Annotated in this window: 13 protein-coding genes and 1 pseudogene; 6 read left to right on the forward strand and 8 right to left on the reverse strand. The window is 46.3% G+C overall.

Annotated elements, in window-relative coordinates; genetic code table 11:
• Positions 1–253: 253 nt before the first annotated feature.
• A pseudogene (locus ABEQ74_RS23410) lies at positions 254–457 on the reverse strand (KGG domain-containing protein); the annotation flags it as partial.
• Between the two features lie 196 nt (positions 458–653).
• Positions 654–1,415, reverse strand: coding sequence for a MerR family transcriptional regulator (locus tag ABEQ74_RS23415; RefSeq protein WP_430124577.1), 762 nt, complete (start codon positions 1,413–1,415; stop codon positions 654–656).
• Between the two features lie 187 nt (positions 1,416–1,602).
• On the opposite strand from ABEQ74_RS23415, the gene ABEQ74_RS23420 reads away from it, so the two are divergent.
• On the forward strand, positions 1,603–2,559 hold the full coding sequence (locus ABEQ74_RS23420) for an LCP family protein (RefSeq protein WP_430124579.1): 957 nt from the start codon (positions 1,603–1,605) through the stop codon (positions 2,557–2,559).
• A gap of 49 nt (positions 2,560–2,608) precedes the next feature.
• On the opposite strand, the gene ABEQ74_RS23425 is transcribed toward ABEQ74_RS23420, so the two are convergent.
• Positions 2,609–3,388 (reverse strand): helix-turn-helix domain-containing protein, encoded by a 780-nt coding sequence (locus tag ABEQ74_RS23425; protein WP_430124580.1) that lies wholly within the window; start codon positions 3,386–3,388, stop codon positions 2,609–2,611.
• Between the two features lie 153 nt (positions 3,389–3,541).
• Between ABEQ74_RS23425 and pyk the strand changes: the two genes are divergently transcribed.
• Both pyk and ABEQ74_RS23435 read left to right on the forward strand, forming a co-directional pair.
• Complete coding sequence (pyk, locus tag ABEQ74_RS23430; RefSeq protein ID WP_430124582.1) at positions 3,542–4,957, forward strand: pyruvate kinase; 1,416 nt, start codon at positions 3,542–3,544, stop codon at positions 4,955–4,957.
• Positions 4,958–5,116: 159 nt separating this feature from the next.
• The gene (locus ABEQ74_RS23435; protein WP_430124583.1) at positions 5,117–6,337 is read left to right on the forward strand and encodes an L-dopachrome tautomerase-related protein; all 1,221 of its coding nucleotides are present in this window, start codon (positions 5,117–5,119) and stop codon (positions 6,335–6,337) included.
• An 83-nt stretch (positions 6,338–6,420) separates the two neighbouring features.
• Here ABEQ74_RS23435 and ABEQ74_RS23440 read toward each other — a convergent pair whose 3' ends face one another.
• Entirely contained in the window at positions 6,421–7,158 is a 738-nt protein-coding gene (locus ABEQ74_RS23440; protein WP_430124584.1) for a FadR/GntR family transcriptional regulator, read from the reverse strand.
• Positions 7,159–7,267: 109 nt separating this feature from the next.
• Between ABEQ74_RS23440 and ABEQ74_RS23445 the strand changes: the two genes are divergently transcribed.
• The gene (locus ABEQ74_RS23445; RefSeq protein WP_430124585.1) at positions 7,268–8,683 is read left to right on the forward strand and encodes an FAD-binding oxidoreductase; all 1,416 of its coding nucleotides are present in this window, start codon (positions 7,268–7,270) and stop codon (positions 8,681–8,683) included.
• On the forward strand, positions 8,676–10,040 hold the full coding sequence (locus tag ABEQ74_RS23450; RefSeq protein ID WP_430124586.1) for a (Fe-S)-binding protein: 1,365 nt from the start codon (positions 8,676–8,678) through the stop codon (positions 10,038–10,040). Before ABEQ74_RS23445 ends, ABEQ74_RS23450 begins: the two co-directional genes overlap by 8 nt.
• A 316-nt stretch (positions 10,041–10,356) precedes the next feature.
• Here ABEQ74_RS23450 and ABEQ74_RS23455 read toward each other — a convergent pair whose 3' ends face one another.
• Positions 10,357–11,721: a helix-turn-helix domain-containing protein gene (locus tag ABEQ74_RS23455; RefSeq protein ID WP_430124587.1), complete on the reverse strand. Its 1,365-nt coding sequence runs from the start codon at positions 11,719–11,721 to the stop codon at positions 10,357–10,359.
• Between the two features lie 1,404 nt (positions 11,722–13,125).
• Here ABEQ74_RS23455 and ABEQ74_RS23460 point away from each other — a divergent pair.
• Entirely contained in the window at positions 13,126–15,462 is a 2,337-nt protein-coding gene (locus ABEQ74_RS23460) for a helix-turn-helix domain-containing protein (RefSeq protein ID WP_430124589.1), read from the forward strand.
• A gap of 61 nt (positions 15,463–15,523) precedes the next feature.
• Here ABEQ74_RS23460 and ABEQ74_RS23465 read toward each other — a convergent pair whose 3' ends face one another.
• The 3 genes from ABEQ74_RS23465 to ABEQ74_RS23475 are packed head-to-tail and all read right to left on the reverse strand — an operon-like array spanning position 15,524 to position 18,468.
• Positions 15,524–16,543, reverse strand: coding sequence for a glycosidase (locus ABEQ74_RS23465; RefSeq protein ID WP_430124590.1), 1,020 nt, complete (start codon positions 16,541–16,543; stop codon positions 15,524–15,526).
• A 59-nt stretch (positions 16,544–16,602) separates the two neighbouring features.
• On the reverse strand, positions 16,603–17,517 hold the full coding sequence (locus ABEQ74_RS23470; protein WP_430124591.1) for a carbohydrate ABC transporter permease: 915 nt from the start codon (positions 17,515–17,517) through the stop codon (positions 16,603–16,605).
• Positions 17,518–17,541: 24 nt separating this feature from the next.
• A complete protein-coding gene (locus ABEQ74_RS23475; protein ID WP_321178645.1) occupies positions 17,542–18,468 on the reverse strand; it encodes an ABC transporter permease subunit in 927 nt (308 codons plus the stop codon).
• Positions 18,469–18,628 lie beyond the last annotated feature (160 nt).

The following is an 18,628-nucleotide window of genomic DNA, read 5'->3' on the forward strand; positions in this document are numbered from 1 at the left end:
TTTGCCTTCCCCCTAATATTCATCCCTAAGTTTATATAACACTAGAAAGTATGATAACATTACTCGTGAGTAATATAAACGAAAATCCGATATTTTCCGTCAAAAAATAGCGCGCCTCTTTCTTCAAAAACACGCAAAAAAAGATGGCCTCCGAACAAAGTCGGAAGGCCATCTTCATGCTATTCGTTAATGAAACATACCCGCAACCCTTGTTGCTAGAGCCCGGCTGTTCAGAGCCGACCATGTTTCATTATTTATTGTTTTGATTACCGCGAGATTCTCCGCCCTTGCGGCCAATATCCTCATAAAATCCCTTATCATGCGACTTCGATGTTGCCTCGCCGCCCTTGCGGCCGATTTCTTGATAAAACTCCTTGTCGTGATTCTTGGCTGTCGTTTCGCCGCCTTTGCGTCCTGCTTCTTCTCTGCTCATTTTGTGATCGTTGTTGTTAGCCATTGTTCATCACTCCTAAGTTGTTTTTTTTATTTATAGATTGCTATGCCCTGTATTTAACCGATCCGAGCAGATCTAAACATGCTCTTTTTGGAGCTTTCATACTCTACATAAAGCTCTGTACCAGGCCTGTAATAAACGCCAACACTCTTAGTTTCAATATATCACCTGAAAGGATAAAAGCCGCGACCCGCGCGGCTTAATCACCCTGTTTAAGCCAGATTGCATACGCTTCCGCAGCCGCTTGCAGATAATAGGCCAGCCCCGTCTGCTGCTCCTCCAGCATCCGAAGATGAAAATCATCATTTAGAAAAAACTTCGTTTGAACCGCAAAATCCGCAGCCGTAAAGGCGTTGCCCTGCTCATTCATAAACTGTAGATGCTCGCGGATTGTATCCCGAATACGCTCATCATCATGCCTGATTCCCGTCTTCAAAGCATGAGCCATGCCCGCCATGAAAGCTGCCGCTTCCCGTGCCTGTTCGTTCATGCTTGTAACATCGACAGACTCATTCTCCAGCATATCCACATCATACCGCTCCTTCAGATGTTGATTATGCTCCGTTAAGGCTTCCTTCCACTCTTCTTCGCTATCAAAACCTCTGAACATTTCTTTAGGCTCCATGTTCTTCCCCTCCTCCGTACTAGTTAAGGATTGTCTTAAGGTTTGCAGAATCGTGCCCAGTCGATCTACGCGATCCATCAGCAGCTTCTCCTGTTTGAGCAGCATCTTCGGCCGCTCAGGTGTTTCCTCCATCAGCATCTTGATTTGCTCTAACGGAAAATCCAGTTCCCTGTAAAACAGAATGTGCTGCAATCGCTTCAGCTCATTCGAACCGTACAAGCGATAACCCGCTTCGCTGATCTCGGCAGGCAGAAGCAAACCGATTTTATGATAATGATGCAGCGTCTTGATGGTCACCCCGGACAGCTCCGAAACCTCTTTCACCGTGTACAGCATATCGTTATTCCCTCCTTCGAATCCCAGTCTAGAGCCTCCTCTTAGAGGAGAGTCAACCCTGATCATTTAACCGAATGATATGAAATATTTTGAATCGCTTTTTCGAGAAAATATGATTTTTATTCATTATTTTGCTAGAATAACCCAATATGCGATTTGAAGAAGAGAAAGGATGTAATCAGGAAAGATGAAAAAGAAATGGCTTAAATACACCATGCTCTTATTATCCCTGGGAGTTTTGGGTATTGTTTCGTACTACACTTACGCTATCATACAATTCTCAAACCAAATTTCGACCGCTTCGCATCCTGTGGAACCCAAGGAAACAACGGACGACGCTCAGGAGCAAGTCATTGCAATTCCAAAGTGGGAGGGTAAGGAGCGTGTCAATATTCTCCTAATCGGGGGAGATTCCAGGGGAGACGATGCCGGCAGATCAGACACGATGCTGGTCGCGTCCATTGATCCTGTCACGAAAAAAGCCCATTTGTTCTCGATTCTGAGGGATACCTATGTGGATATCCCCGGCCATGGCAAAGGACGGCTGAATTCGGCTTTTGCTTACGGAGGGATCGAGCTGGCCAGACAGACTATCGGCGACTTGCTGGACTTGCCGATTCATAAATATGTTTATACCGATTTTGTCGGTTTCATCGCGCTGGTCGATTCCATTGGCGGAGTCGACATTGAGGTAGAGAAGGACATGTATTACATAAGCAAAGCTGACAAGCATATGTACGATATCGATCTGAAGCAGGGACTTCAGCATCTGGACGGCGACATGGCACTGCAGTATGTCCGCTTCCGGCATGATGCGAGATCCGACTTTGCCCGGACGGAACGTCAGCGGATTCTCATGACAGAGGTTGCCAAGAAAATGCAGACCACGGGCTCCTTGATCAAGCTGCCTGGCATCCTGGAATCCATTGCGCCTTACATTGAAACCGATTTGAGCCCCAAAGAAATGCTGAAGCTGGCGGCACTTGGATTCGATGTCAATTTGGATAAAATTGATCAACAGCAGCTTCCCCCGTTCTCCCTGCTGACGAATGAGACCGTAGGACGGGCCCAGGTGCTGGGTGTAGACAAGTCGAAACTGCAGCAATACGTGAAACAGTTACTGGAGACGGAGAACGCTCCGTAATTCAAACAACCGCAAGAGGGCACAAGCCCTCTTTTTACATTGGCATGCCTTATACTGTCCTTGGTCGTTCATGCAATAAATCCGAGGGGGCGCTGCCCGTGATTCGCTTGTAAACCCTGTAGAAATACGAGATATCCTGATAGCCGAGAAACGTCGCGATCTCCTGTATCGTCAGCTGCGATTCCGTTAACAAATAGGCTGCCCGTTTCATGCGCTGGGCGTGCACGTATTGGCTGATCGTCTGCCCCGTTACACTTTTGAAGAGGGCTGCTGCATAATTGGGTGTGATGCCAACAGCATCGCCCAGCTCCTCTTTCGTTATTTTCTCCCGGTAATGCCGATCGATGTAGGACTTCATTCGCTCCACATGCAAATGCTTATCCGGTGCAATCCTGCCTCTGTCCAGCTCACGACTGACATATATCAAAACCTCCGTCAGCAATGCTTCAATCATCTTCACATAATAAGACGGTCGTTCCTGCCACTGCTGCTGGATGATCTTCAGCCGTTCCTGAATCAACTCATAACAGCCGGGTTTGTGCTTCACCGCTTCCTCTCTGTCTATCACGGATAATCCCGCCTCTGCCTCTTCACTCCACTCGATAACAACTTGTGTGTGCGTTAAGGTGGGAATGCTTTTTCCATAATACGGAACACCGGCTGGTATCAGCAGTAATTCCCCCTTCTCCATAATTTGTTTATCTCCATTCACCCAATATACACATTTGCCATAGGTCACCAGACTTAAGCGCCATGCTTTCTTCTCAGCGCCCGCGGTTTCATACCAATCAACGCCACTGATTTGCTGTACCCCTGTTAGAGTGGCCATAAAATCACCTCATGAACGTACTATAATCCATCTATTGTACTATAGTTCATACCATGAATCGACAAGACAGGCTACAATGTGATCATTAGGATAGTCTGAATGAACCAGAATGCTGCACAATACGAATGAGTGTGAATCCGAGGAGGTACGACGATGCTAAAAACAAAAATCATCTGTACAATGGGGCCAGCGTGTGATTCCATCGAGCTGTTGAAGAACATGATTCTGGAGGGAATGACGGTTGCCCGCTTAAATATGGCACACGGCGAGCTGGAGGATCATGTTACCCGTATCCGGAATATTCGCCAGGCTGCGTCTGAATTAAACACGTATGTGCCCATCATGATGGACATTAAAGGGCCCGAGGTTCGGATCGGCAAGCTAAAAGAAGACTCCTGCCTTCTAGTACCGGATCAAGAACTGATCTTGACTACAGAGGAAATCTTAGGCGACGCGCAGCGCATATCGGTCAATTATGATGAACTCAACCAAGTAGTGAAGCCGGGAGACCGCATCTTAATCGACGATGGCCTCGTAGACCTGAATGTTCTCCGTATCGACGGAAACGATATATATTGCAAAATCATAAGCGGCGGCGTGCTCAAACCACGCAAGGGCGTCAATCTGCCGGGAATCAAAACGACGCTGCCTGGTGTCACCGAGCGTGACCTGATGCATATTGGCTTCGGTCTGGAGAATGACGTTGAGATGATTGCCGCTTCTTTTGTGCGTCATGGCGATCATATTCGTGAGATTCGGAGCATCTTGAAGGAACGCGGTGCTGAGCATGTACAAATCATCTCCAAAATTGAGAATGAAGAGGGCATGCACAACCTTGATGACATTATTAAAGCATCCGACGGAATCATGGTTGCCCGGGGAGACCTCGGGGTTGAGGTGCCAATCGAGGAAGTACCGATGATGCAAAAAGAAATGATCGATAAGTGTAATCTGGCTGGTAAACCGGTTATCGTTGCAACACATATGCTTGAATCGATGCAGGCTAACCCACGCCCAACCCGCTCAGAGGTAAGTGACGTAGCGAATGCAGTCATCCAGGGCGCAGATGTGGTTATGCTCTCCGGCGAATCGGCTGCCGGTAAGTATCCGGTGGAATCCGTTCGTACGATGGCCGCGGTCGCCCGACGTGCTGAGACGATGATCGATTACAAGGACCAGTTTAATATCAAATCCAAACAGCAAGTAGCAGATATTACCGAAGTCATCAGCCAAGGAGCCGTCAGCTCTTCCCTCGTACTGAACGCCAAAGCCATCATTACGTCAACGGAGAGCGGTTTTACTGCACGAATGATTTCGAAGTACAGACCGGAGGCTCCGATCATTGCGGTCACGCAGCATCCGGAAGTGCTGGCCAAAATCTGCTTACTGTCCGGAGTCATACCGGTTAAGGGCGATAAAGTCACAACGACGGACGAAATGTTCGAGTCCGCGACGCGCAATGCAATCAAAACAGGTTACATCGAGAAAGGCGACATGATTGTATTGTCCGCTGGTGTGCCGATCGGCCAATCTGGTAACACCAATCTGATTAAGGTTCAGCAAGTGTAATTGTTAGAATAGATATGCTCTTAAAAATTGACCTCCGCTCATAGTTCTTGTTCCATTCCGTCCCTCTGGGCATATAACTAACTCAGAGGAGCTCTGTCACATGCATGATGGGAGCTGCCCAGTCGGATGAACTGAACATGTATCGGAGGTCATGTTTATATGGATATTCCGTATCATTCCCTGAAGAGTCGAGAGCGGCAAGCCGCTCCCCTTCCGTTCAGGCAAAGCAGCAGGACGCCCTCAAGCCCATACCAGATGCTGTTCCATTGGAGCCGTCTGGACTGGAACTTCCCGCATCCTGCCATGAAACAGCGGTTCGAGGAACGCGAGGCTTGGAAGCACTGCATGCCCGCAGGGGTCAAGGTCGATCGGCTGGGCCGCTTCTATGTATCAGTTCCGCGCTGGGCCGAGGGCGTTCCGGCTACACTCAATACCATTGTCATGGTGAATGGCAAGCCCGTGCTGGATGCTTTTCCAAGCTGGAAGTGGAACTTACCAGGGGATGTACGGGCGCTGCAATCCGTCCTCGGTTATGAGATCGATGAACATAACCGGATGTGGATTGTGGATCAGGGCAAAATTGCTTACAACACATCTCCCGAAGGCTCGCAAAAGCTGGTGATCTGGGATTTGAACACCAACCGCCTGATCGATTCCATTATCATACCGGACGATATCGCGCCGCCCCGAACGTCGTTTCTAAATGACATCGTGGTGGATAATCGAAACGGCTACGCCTATATCACCGATTCAGGCTCAGGCTGGCCGGACCATACGCTGTATGGCGGGATCATCGTGTACCATATGCGCACAAGAACCTTCCGGCGTGCCCTGGACAGCCATTATAGTACGCAGGACGTGCCCCGCTTCCGTTTTGAAATTGATACCGAACCGGTATACCGCAACAAGCCGATTCGGGTTGGCGCAGACGGTATTGCGCTCTCCGCGGATCGCGAAACGCTCTATTACTGCCAGTTAACAGGGCGCAATCTCTACGCTATCCATACAAGGCTGCTGCGAGACTTCAATATTCCCGATTCCGTCATCCGAGATTCCGTGCAGGTCCTGGGCAGCAAAGGAACGACCACCGACAGCATGCATGCCGACAATAAAGGACATGTATTCTATACCATGCTCGAAGGCAAGGGCATCGGCTGCTATGATCCCTGTACACGCACATTCAACAAACTGCTGTCCGACGATAGAATGCTGTGGGTGGACGGGGTAGCTTTTGATCAACAGGGCTCGATCATCTTCAACAATAATCGCCTGCACCGCATGTTCGAGGAGCCGCAAAATATCGATTGGGACGATCCTTACAATCTGGTCATATGGCGAGCCTATATCGGACCGGATGTGAAGTCGTATTTGTATGGATAATGATGATATTAACAAAAGGGTTAAGCAGAAGGGGCGCACATGCCCACTGCCTAACCCTTTTTTAGTTCCATGGCCGCTAAGTCTCAATCTTTCCTGCTATCGCTTTCCTTCTCCAATGCCGCCCGAAGTACCTGCTCAACCTTAGTCAGATGAGCAGCGATTCCGGCGCCGGCTAACTCTTTGTCCTGCTGCTCAATGGCTGCAAATATCGCTTGGTGCTCTTTCAATAACCGGGAAGCAGTGGACTGTTCCTTATAGAACCATAACTCCCGGCTTTTCTGTATAGATGCATTTAAACGGTCGGACAGTGACTCCATCATCTGAATGAGGAGTGAGTTGCCCGAGGCAGCCGCTATAGCCATATGAAAAGCGACATCTGCCCGTTCGCCTTCCGCGGTATCGTTCACGTTCAGCCCATGCTCCATGAGCGAGAGGGCATCTCGCATACGTTCCAGATCCTGCTCCGTTCGGCGTTCCGCCGCCAGGGATGCAGCACCCGATTCCAGCACCTTGCGGACTTCAAGCAGTTCTACCAGAGATTCAGCTCCTTGGAACAGCAAGTCGGCGCCGCTTCGGGGTTCACTTGGAAGCACGGACTTCACGTAGGTACCGCCTCCCTGGCGCACATCAACCCATCCCATGGCCTTCAGGGCACTTACCGCCTCGCGAATCGTGGATCTCCCTACGCCATACGCTTCAGCTAATTCGACGACGGAAGGCAGCTTTTGCCCTGGTTCAAGCTGTCCTTCCCGGATTTGCTGAAGAAGATGTTCCCCCACGATTTCGTGCCCTTTCTGGTGCTCCACTTTGATCGTTCGCATGGTCCACTTGCCTCCTGATTCTATTTTTGTACTATTCATTACTATAATCATGTCATATAATAAAACAAAAGTCATCAGATGACCTGATCAATTAGGAGGGATTTCGAATATGTTAGAACCGGCTCTCATCGCACAGCTTCGTGACATCGTAGGGCATGCCCACTTCCGGGATGATCCAGAAGCACTTATCGCTCATTCCTATGACGGAACCCCTATGCTGCAAGCTATGCCGGATGCTGTAGTCTACCCGGCTAACACCGAGCAGGTTTCTGCGATTATGAAGGCGTTATCCACATACAAAGTGCCACTGGTATCCAGAGGGTCCGGCTCCAATTTATGCGGCGGAACCGTTCCGGTTGAAGGCGGAGTCGTCATGGTGATGCACCGGATGAATCAGATACTGGAGCTGGATATGGAAAATTTGACGGCTACAGTCCAACCCGGCCTGATCACGGCTGATTTTATAAATCACATTGAGGCGTTGGGTCTCTTCTATCCCCCAGATCCGAGCAGCATGCGCATCTCAACAATCGGCGGCAATATCGCCGAATGCTCGGGCGGGCTGCGCGGCCTGAAATACGGCACGACCAAGGACTATGTGCTCGGGCTGGAAGCCGTGCTGGCCAGCGGTGAGATCATTCGCACCGGCGGCAAGCTGATGAAAGACGTGGCCGGATATGATCTAACCAAGCTGTTGGTTGGGTCCGAAGGCACGCTGGCGGTCATCACCGAGGCAACTTTGAAGCTGATTCCCCCACCGCAGAGCAAAATGACGATGCTCACGATGTTCCGCGATCTATATGGAGCGGCACGGACCGTATCCGCGATCATCGAATCGAAGATCATTCCGGCGACGCTTGAATTCATGGATAATCCGACGATTCGTGTCGTCGATGATTTTGCCAAACTCGGGCTTCCTCTGGACATGGAGGCCATCCTGCTGATCGAGCAGGACGGTGATCCGGAAAGCGTGGAAAGAGATATCGAGCAAATTCGGCAAATCTGCATGCGTGAGCAAGCAGATAGCGTGCAAGTAGCAGAGACCCGCGAGCAAGCGGAGCGGCTGCTGACGGCAAGAAGGAGCGCCTTTACCGCGCTGGCCCGGCTTCGACCGACAACCATACTGGAAGATGCCACCGTTCCCCGCTCCAAAATTGCTGATATGGTGCTCCGCATCAACGAGATTGCTACCAAATACAACGTCACAATTGCCACCTTCGGCCATGCCGGTGACGGCAATCTGCATCCTACAGCAACAACAGATGCGCGGGATCCTGAAGAAATTCATAGAGTTGAGCAAGCCTTTGAGGACATTTTTGCGGCGGCTCTGGAACTGGGCGGTACCATCACCGGCGAGCACGGGGTGGGCATCGTAAAGGCACCGTACCTTGAGTGGAAAGTTGGAGCCCCCGGCATTTCTCTCATGAAAGGAATCAAGGATGTATTCGATCCAGAACATATATTAAATCCGGGCAAGGTGTTTGCGAAGGAAACGCGGAAAAGGGTGGTGTTACAACATGGCTAGCAAGGTGAATACGGGAAAGAAACCACAAATCAATCATACCACCCCCTTGGCGCAAGCCTTGCTGGAGAAGCTCGATTATGATCAACTAACCAACTGCATGCGCTGCGGCTTTTGCCTCCCGGCCTGCCCGACGTTCAGGGAAACCGGCGTGGAGCCGGAGTCTCCTCGCGGACGCATCGCCTTAATGAAGGCTGTGGCCGACGGGCTTATGGAGCCGGATGACATGTTCCGCGATCAGATGAATCATTGCCTCGGCTGCAGAGCCTGTGAACCGGTATGTCCGGCAGATGTCAAATACGGCCAGCTGATCGAGCAGGCGCGAGACGCGCTTGAGGATCATTCGATTCATTCGCTCCCCGTGAAGGGGATGCGCAAGCTCTTCTTCAAGGGAGTCTTCCCTCATCGCAGCCGTCTGAAGTCACTGGGCAGAACGATGAAATTCTATCAACAATCAGGGCTGCGGCGCGTGGCGAGAGGATCGGGGATGATGAAGCTCTTCCCCAAGCATCTGCAGGATATGGAGCGAATTTTACCCGATGCTACAGCTCAGGGCGTAATCGAACAGCTGGGAACCGTCTACCCTGCGAAGGGGACTCCAATCGCGCGTGTCGCTCTATTCAGAGGCTGCATCATGGATGTCATGTTCGCCGGCACAAACGTCAATACCGTAAAGCTGCTGGCTGAAGCGGGATTCGAGGTTGTCATACCTCCAGAGCAGGTTTGCTGCGGTGCTCTCCATGCCCACAGCGGGGAAATGGATCTCGCCAGAGATCTTGCGAGAATTAATGTGAAGGTATTCAAGGAGATGAACGTGGACTACATCGTATCCAATGCGGGCGGCTGTGGCGCCCTCCTGGTGGAATATGATCATCTGCTTCATGAGGACGAATCTTGGAGGGAACAGTCTGCCTGGTTTGCTAGCCGTGTCGTGGATATCAGCAAGCTGCTGGTGGAGCACGGCAGAATACCCGCCTTCAGAGATGACGCGTCTTCATCATCTGAACCTGTTGTTGTGACCTATCAGGATTCATGCCATTTACGAAATGTCATGCGCAGCGGGTCGGAACCCAGACAGCTGATAAGCCAAGTAGGCAATGTTACCTTCCAGGAGATGAAGGAAGCCGACCGTTGCTGCGGCTCAGCAGGTATATACAATGTGACCCAGCCGGAGATGGCCGGTCAGATTCTGGAACATAAGATGGAGAACGTGAATGCGACTGGAGCCAGATACCTTCTGACCAGCAATCCGGGATGCCTGATGCAGATGAAGCTCGGCGTAGACAAGCACGGCTGTGGCGAAGCCATGGAAGTGCAGCATGTGGTTGATTTTCTGTATGAGCGATTGAATCATTCGTGAGGTTGATTGGGTCTAATGCACACGGTTTCTCTGATCATGTCTACAATAAAAATGAACCGGCCCCCGCCGAATAGCGGGAGTCGGTTCTTCTAGTTAAGCGAGTGGTTTTGTTTTAAGAGTGGCTGAAATTTGGTCTGTTCTGCTTCTCCGTCATATGCAGGAACTACTCTAAATCAATATCCTCCGCTCCCATGAGTATACGTCTGAATAGGAGGATTTGGCTGAATAGGAAGGTTTGACTGAGTAGTATGTAAAGGTATGTTAATAAATATAGTAACAATTAAAGTAACTAACAGCAGCCTAACTTTTCTGTTCATTACATAGGCACCTCGCTAATTAGAATTTTATATCTATATTTCGCTTCAATTGAGGTAACATCTCTGAATTTCTCAAACATTTTTACACAATAAAGAATAGACCGCTCATTATGAATTTCCATAGCCGATACCAAACTATTTAACAATGTGTTTATACCTATATCATATCGCTGATTACGCAAATAATAAAGAGATAACCCGCTTAAGAAACGAGTATATCGATCAGCTGTAACTTGATCGGTATATGTACCGATATCGGCCTGTTTAACTGCTAATGCTGAAATCTGGCTTTCAAATTTCTCCAGTATATTATCTATATCAATATTATATGTGTTAGCAGCTTGGACAATTTTAATTAGTGCCGGAAGAATTTCTGCCTCTCTTAATTCAATATAATTTATATACTGTGGCAGTACTTCAACTTGCCCCATCATAAGTTGATATAAACATGTATTTATCTCAGCAAGCATAGCAAATTCCTGTTTGAGACGAAGTGCCTCTTCCGAATCTTCTCTAACCCAACTCAAATCTGAATATAATGAAACATAACTTAACGCTTGTTCATAATCACCTTGTTCGTCACAAACAGCTGAACGCAGTAAGTAAGAATATATAATATACAAAAATAATGGTCGTTTGGGCTTTTTATGTAGATCCTTATCAAACCTGCTGGTCTGATTAAATATTAGATTGTATTGGATAGTTGCCTTTTTGCCCATTTCTTCTGCCATTTCATCGACCTTGTCCCATTGCCGAAGTGATAAATAAGTATTAGCTAAGTCCTTCAACGCATCTAGCTGATCCACTTCATCTAAGCGTTCGACGAAACCCTCAAATTTGGTGGCTGCCCGAAGATTTAGTTCCTGATCTTGATTTAGCGAGATTGTAAACAATCGATAATGGCATAAAGCCAATCGTTCTGAATGTTGATATTTCTCACTTTCGGCTACAGCTTCGTAGATAATTGCAGCTGCTGTGTTTTTCCCCTGATTAAACAGCTCCTCTGCTGCGTCAAAGAGCAAAGGAACATAAGTAAGGTTATCCGTCATATATCGAATCACCCTCTGAATTAGCTCTAATTTGTCCAGTTCTGCACATCGGAACAGAAACGGCTTCAATCTTCTCCAATTCAGCGGATAAGCAAAGCATTCATCAGCATACAACTCGTAATAACTACCCTCAGGAAGTCCCATAGCCGAAACTATTCGGTCTAATTGTTGCATAGCAATGGGGCGCTTACCGTTGATAATTGTACTTAACGTTCCTGAGTTGATCTTTGATTGCTCAGCAAATTGATTTATCGTTAATCCAGTTTTTTTCAAGTAAATATCCAATTCTGATCGTATCGTGGTTGTGTGTATCAATTCAACAACCTCCAATAAGAATATTCGCTTTAACAACAACCATAATTTAGTATAAAACTATAATAACAGTAATAGTATAGATAAATTTAACACCTGTCAATTAATTCATAAATCTAGCATAGAACGCACATAAATTAGCTTTTCTATAAATTTATCTTTCATATATTTTTGACCCTACTTTACGAACAAAGAGTTGTAACGCACCAAGAATACACAGCCATAGCATGCTCCCATCTAGTGTCAGTTACATAAAAAAAGAACCGCCCTCCTTATAAAGGAGGCCGGCTTTTTAAATGTAATATGAATGCTGTTTAGATCCTCTTTCCTTTTACATACACACGTTGTGTCCCTACCATCTCATTCACACCATCCAATGAATCAATGTTAATTGCTATAGTAGCTGTCACGTAATAGGTTTATGAGCCTCCAGTAACAAGTTTATATTATTCACTAAGTGGTGGTTTAACGGATGCTGAATATCCAAAGCTACAGTCAAGCCATTTGATAAGGTATCCAATGCCTCCTTATATCTTTGTCTGTTGATATGATAAGAGGCGAGTTCTATCAAAAAGTGTGTGTACCGATCCTCCCCCACTTGTTGCCGACCGACCTTTTAACGCCGTAAATGAAGATATTTTATGTTGGAATTTAAGCAAAATATAATCTGCATCAATATGATATTTATTAGCAGCTCGGAGAATTTGAGTCAATGCTGGCAGAATCTCATCTTCCTTCGATTCGATTATAAGACACATAATCATCCAAAACATTAATCTGACCTGACTTCAGTTGATACAAATACGTATTTGCCGTTGCCCACATTTTATATTGCTCTATAATCCTACGAGATTCCTCCGTATTCTTCCGAACCCAATTGAAATCTGAATAAAGTGCTACATATCGTAAAGCCTGTTCATAATCTCCCCGCTCATCGCACACAGCCGAACGCAATAAATGGGAGTATATAATATATAAAAACAACAGACGTTTAGGTTCTTTCTGGAGATCTCTTCTCGTCTGATTGTACTTATATGTATACTGAATAGTGTTATTTTTTGATAGGTCTGCGAATTGGTTAATAGTTAATCCATTCTTCTTCAGAATGTATATCCAACTCTGATCGTATCGTGGTTGTATGCATCAACTCAAACAACCTCCAATAAAATATTCTCAATGCATAACCATATTTTGGATCAAAATTATAATAATAGAAAAAATTTGGTTAAACACTACATTTATCAATAGTGCCTTTCATAAAGCGGCAATATTGTATGCTTTATTTGAAGCCAAGACTAGCCTACCTGCCTACCTTTACAGGGACATTAATTTAATAGATAATAGGTAAACGGTCATGTTACCTTATATCAATTAGGGTTGGCACACTTCATTGGAGGGAACATATTCGTGGCAAAGCTAATGTTCAAGACATCTTTTAGGTCCAAGGTCCGAATGTTCGGAAACCAATTCAAGTCGAAATTACTCCTCAAATATACTTTTTCCTACATCTTAATATTCCTCATTCCATTAACCGTCGTCACAATGTTCATTTATGAAAACGCAGTCACGAGCCTGCGATCTGAAATCGAACAGTCCAATGTCAATCAGCTTAACCAAGTAAAAATGACAATTGATGACCGCATGAGCGAACTACAGGAAATCGCAAATAAAATAGCTTACGACCAACATCTCACGCCTTATATGGTTCGTAATCCGTACTATAGTCTTGAGGCGATCAATACTTTGGCCAGTTACAAGGCAAACAGCAGCATAATTGAGGATTTATTCTTATATTATCACGATGATCATATCATTTACTCTTACCGTGGATTAAGTGATCTGGACGTCGTATTTGGCGACATGTATCACTACGAGAATTGGAACAAAGAAGCTATATTCCGTGATCTGAATGAATCTACTCAGCCGATCATGCGCCCAGCTGAAAATGTAACCGTTAACTCTCGGAAGGAACCCCTGCTTACGTTTCTCGTTCCTATTAAACCCAATGACCCGTATCCAACCGGGACTGTGGTGTATTTGATGAGTGAAGCCAAGCTGATGGGTGTCATGGACTCGATTCTTAGTGATTTTTCAGGCAGCAGCTACATTTTCAATCAAGATGGCGAGGTTCTTACCTCCAACAATCGTGGAGTAAGCTCAAACAAAGAAGTGCTTAGCACCTTGTCCTCGCTCGAGCCAGGTATACATAGCATGGATCTGGATGGAGAGCAGCACTCTGTTGTTTCCGTCAAATCAACCTGGAATAACTGGACCTATGTAATCACGATGCCTAGCTATCAATTTTTCAGTAGGGTAGCTCATATCCAGACCCTTATTTTTATGGTGTTTTGTATTGCAGTATTAACAGGCATTGTCGCAGCTATGTTCTTAGCCAAACGACAATATCACCCGATCAGGGACTTAATTGAATTTACCAAGTTAAAAAACAAAGAGGTCGATACCTCCAAGACGCGTAACGAGTGGGATTGGATCAAACAGACCATTCATAATTACAGTACAACAATCGATACTCAGGAGCCTTTTGTCCGAAACCAATGCCTGTTACTCTTGTTCAGGCATGGTAAGCCTGATGACCCGGAAATTGAGCACATGATCGCGAATGCCGGACTTGAGTACCCTCATGGGCCAGGAAAATACTTCTCCGTTAAATTAGCTTGGGATGAACCGCCGGAGGGTGACGAGTCCAGGAAAGTTCGCCATCACATGCAAGAATTGCTTGGTGAGCTTGAACTCCCGGAGTTAAATACGTATGTCTACGGAGTGGAGTTCTCATCTACAGACCAATTCGCGCTTATGGTCTCGATGCCAGCAGTGGATGATGCTTATATTCAGACGCAAATGGAGCAGATCATTGATACCATTCAAATGATGGTTACTGACAATTTTCAGATCATTCCATACATCGGCGTAGGGACCGTGTATCGTGATCTTGCCGGAATCAATCAGTCCTTCATAGAGGCAGCAACCGCAATGGAAAACCGTATGGTGGGATCCAGCGGCCGTGTCACCTACTTTGAGCATTTATCCGAGATCACCTTGTCAACGGCAGAAACATTCTGGATTCCAAAGAAATCCATCCTGAAGCTGGAACAGAGCCTGAAGCAAGGCAATGAATCCGTAGCGGATCAAATGATCTCGAGTATCATGGATACGATTAAAGATGAATCACTACCGATATCCTTGCTGAGGTGTATCAGCTTCGATCTCCTGAACGCCTTGATCCGCACAGCCGCCGAGCTTGGAGTTAACGAAGTGTTCACGAACATCTCCAGCTACTCCAACTTTGAAACGCTTGGAGAACTGGAGAACAAATTGACCTCCATGACAGCACTTATCTGTCAGCAGGTGCAGCTTAACACGGAGACTGAACAGCCTTCATTAATAGATGACATTGTGGCCTATGTGGATCTCAAATATGCTGACTATACACTCAGCCTGGAGCATGTCGCCCTAAAGTATTCCGTCTCTCTTTCGTATCTTAGCCGCAGCTTCAAAGAGAAGATGGGCTGTAATTTCTCGCAATATATTTGGCATAGACGAATGGAGGAGGTAATTCGGCTGCTTGTTAATACCGATGCTCCTCTTAAAGAAATCATTGAACGTGTGGGGTATTTGGACGCCCCGAACTTTATCCGGAAGTTCAAGAAAGAAACAGGTTATACGCCTGGACAATATCGCAAGCTGAATGCCGCTGAGATTTCAGCGGCGCAAGAGAACGAATAAAAGCTTGAATCCTCGTCGCCTCGTGCGCGGGGATTCAAGCTTTTTGGGTTGCTTCGCTATATTATACTTGCGGTTCGTTCAGTATATATTCTACCAGCTCGTCCAAAGGAACGGTTGCAAGAGCAATTGCCGTATCCGTAACTCCGTAGTAGATGTACAGTAATCCATCCTTCACAACGTTTCCTGTAGGGAATACGACATTTGGAATTTGATAACCGAATTTCTCATAATAGGTTTCTGGCTCCATGATGAAGTTTTTGGTTCTTGCGATAATCTTCTCTGGGTTCTCCAGATCTAATAACATGGCTCCAACCCGGTATACAATATCCTCGTCTACCCCATGATATAACACCAGCCAACCCTTATCCGTTCTGATCGGCGGCGTTGATCCCCCAATCTTTCTCGATTCCCATGATAGATTCTCGGCCTTAGCCAACAGCTTTGGCTCTTCCCAATGGATTAAATCCTCTGAATAAGTAATCCACATGGCAGCCTTCTCCGTACCATAGGCTTCCCCTATGTACTCCTCCGGACGACGCAGCAGCACAAATTTACCATTGATCTTCTCAGGGAACAAAATATTGTCCCGGTCATTGATATCAAGCGGAGTTGTATCGGCTACAAACTCCCAATCGATCAGGTTCGTGGATTTAAGGATAGAAGAACGAGTTAACCAATGCCCCTCTTCTTCCCCCCACCCATCTGGATACGTAGGGATCGAGCGTTCCGGCACACCTGCTCCTGTAGGGTAATAGCTCATGGCACAAGGGCGCAATGCGTAGTTCATATAAAAGATGTCGTCTATTTTCACAATCCGCGGGTCCTGCACACTCCCATATGGAAAGCCCAGCATATCCGGAGTCACAATGGGCTCGTCCTTAACATGGGTAAAGTTCACCCCATCTTCACTCTCCAGCAAGCCCAGAAAATTCTTACATGGAGTAAGCGAGCCAGCGGTTCTTTCAATCATGTAAAATTTATCGTTATCTATAATGACAGCAGGATTAAATACCGTTACTTTACGCCACTCATAGCCACCAGGAACGACGATTGGGTTATTGGGATGCCTTGTAATTTTCATGATATGCCTCCTGAATTTTTTTCATGGATACTCTAAGAATAAACTCTAATCTCAAATGGTTAGCCCTTCACGGACCCAATCATAACGCCTTGTACAAAATAACGCTGCAAGAATGGGTACACGGCGATGATGGGTAGCGTCGAAACGATAATAACGGCATATTTGACTAGCGATGCAATTTCAGCCTTATCATTCATGGCTTTAGCAATATCCCCGCTCACACCCGAGCCTGTTGTCTCTGTTGTCATTTCTTGAAGCACCAGAATTTGTCGCAGAACCATTTGCAGAGGATACTTCACTTCATCATTGAGATAAATTAAAGCCGGGAAATAACTGTTCCAATGACTCACTCCATAGAATAAAGCCATAACCGCTATGATGGGCGAGGACAGTGGTAACACAATGCGCAGGAACAGCTTGATATTCGTACACCCGTCGATATAAGCAGCCTCTTGGAGCTCTTTAGGAATACTCGATTGAAAGAATGTTCTGGCAACAATGATGTTATATACGGATGCGGCCACGGGCAGGATGAGGGCTCCCATCGTATTAATCAGCCCTAAATCTTTGACCACTAGATAAGTCGGAATGAGTCCCCCGTTAAAGAACATCGTCACCAGGAACATCCCCATAAAGAACTTACGTCCAACAAAATCCGATCGGCTTAGCGCATAAGCCGCCGGCAAGGTAATCACTAGGTTGAGCATCGTACCCAAAAAAGTATAGAGGATCGTATTCCCATAACCCGTCCAAATTTTTGGATTCTCAAATACCAGCTTATAACCATTCAATGTAAACCCCTTGGGAAACAGCCACATTTTACCGGAGCTCACATAGGCGGGGTCACTTATAGATGCACTAATAATATAGATGATGGGATAAAGAACGATGACAAAGGCTATTATCAAATAAATATAGTTTGCGAGAAGAAATATCTTGTCCGTCTTGGATTCTTTAATTGCCTTAACAACCATATCGCGGTCCTCCTTCCTTTCTTCTTACCATAAGCTAGTGTCACTTGTACGTTTGGCAATTCTATTCACCGTAATGAGCATAAGGGCATTAATAACCGAATTGAACAAGCCAACGGCTGTGGAGAAGCTGTATTGTGCACTCACTAGACCCGTACGGTATACAAATGTTGAAATCACATCTGCCGAATCCATATTCAGTGGGTTTTGCAGCAAGAGAACCTTCTCGTAGCCTACTCCCAGAATATTCCCTACATTCAGAATCAATAGAATTGTAATGGTCGGGATAATCGTGGGCAGATTGATATGCAGGACACGTTTAAATCGGCTCGCTCCATCCATAATTGCTGCTTCATGCAGCTGAGGGTCCACACCTGATAGCGCTGCGAGATAAATGATCGTTCCCCATCCCGTACTTTGCCATACACCGGATAATACATACACGGTCTTAAACCAACGAGGGTCCGTCAAAAAGGCTGGGGCCTCCATGCCCACGAGTTCAATCATTTTGACAATCATCCCTGTAGAAGGCGACAAGAATGTAATGATCATTCCTGACATAACAACGATGGAAATAAAATGTGGGGCATAGGTAATCGTTTGTACTGTCTTTTTGAAGGCACCGTTCCTCACTTCATTAAAAGCAAGTGCCAATAGAATAGGAAGCGGGAAGCCTATAGCAAGTTCGTAAAAACTGAGACTTAGCGTATTCCATAGTAAATCCCAGAAATAATAGGAATTAAAAAAACGCTCGAAATGTTCAAATCCTACCCATTCACTTCCCATGATCCCTTTCGTCGGAATGAAATTTTTGAACGCAATTTGAATTCCGTACATCGGTCCGTAATGAAATATAAGGAAGTATAAAAATGCCGGAGCAATAAATAGATACAACTCCCAATTTTTTGTGATTCTACCGGTCAGCGAATCGCCACGCAGTTTTCTTCTGTTCATCACAGTCGCTTTTCCATGGTCCTTCATGTTCCTATATCCTCTCCTTTCTCTGTGTGCCTATCTTTCTAGCTGCTAACGCTTACAATCAAAATTGTAGTGAATAGGGCCTGCCACCGTAAATATGTAGAATCTGCATTGTCAGTCGGAAAGGCATCAACAC

The organism is Paenibacillus solani (assembly GCF_050475945.1).
Classification (GTDB): Bacteria; Bacillota; Bacilli; order Paenibacillales; family Paenibacillaceae; genus Paenibacillus_AQ; species Paenibacillus_AQ solani_A.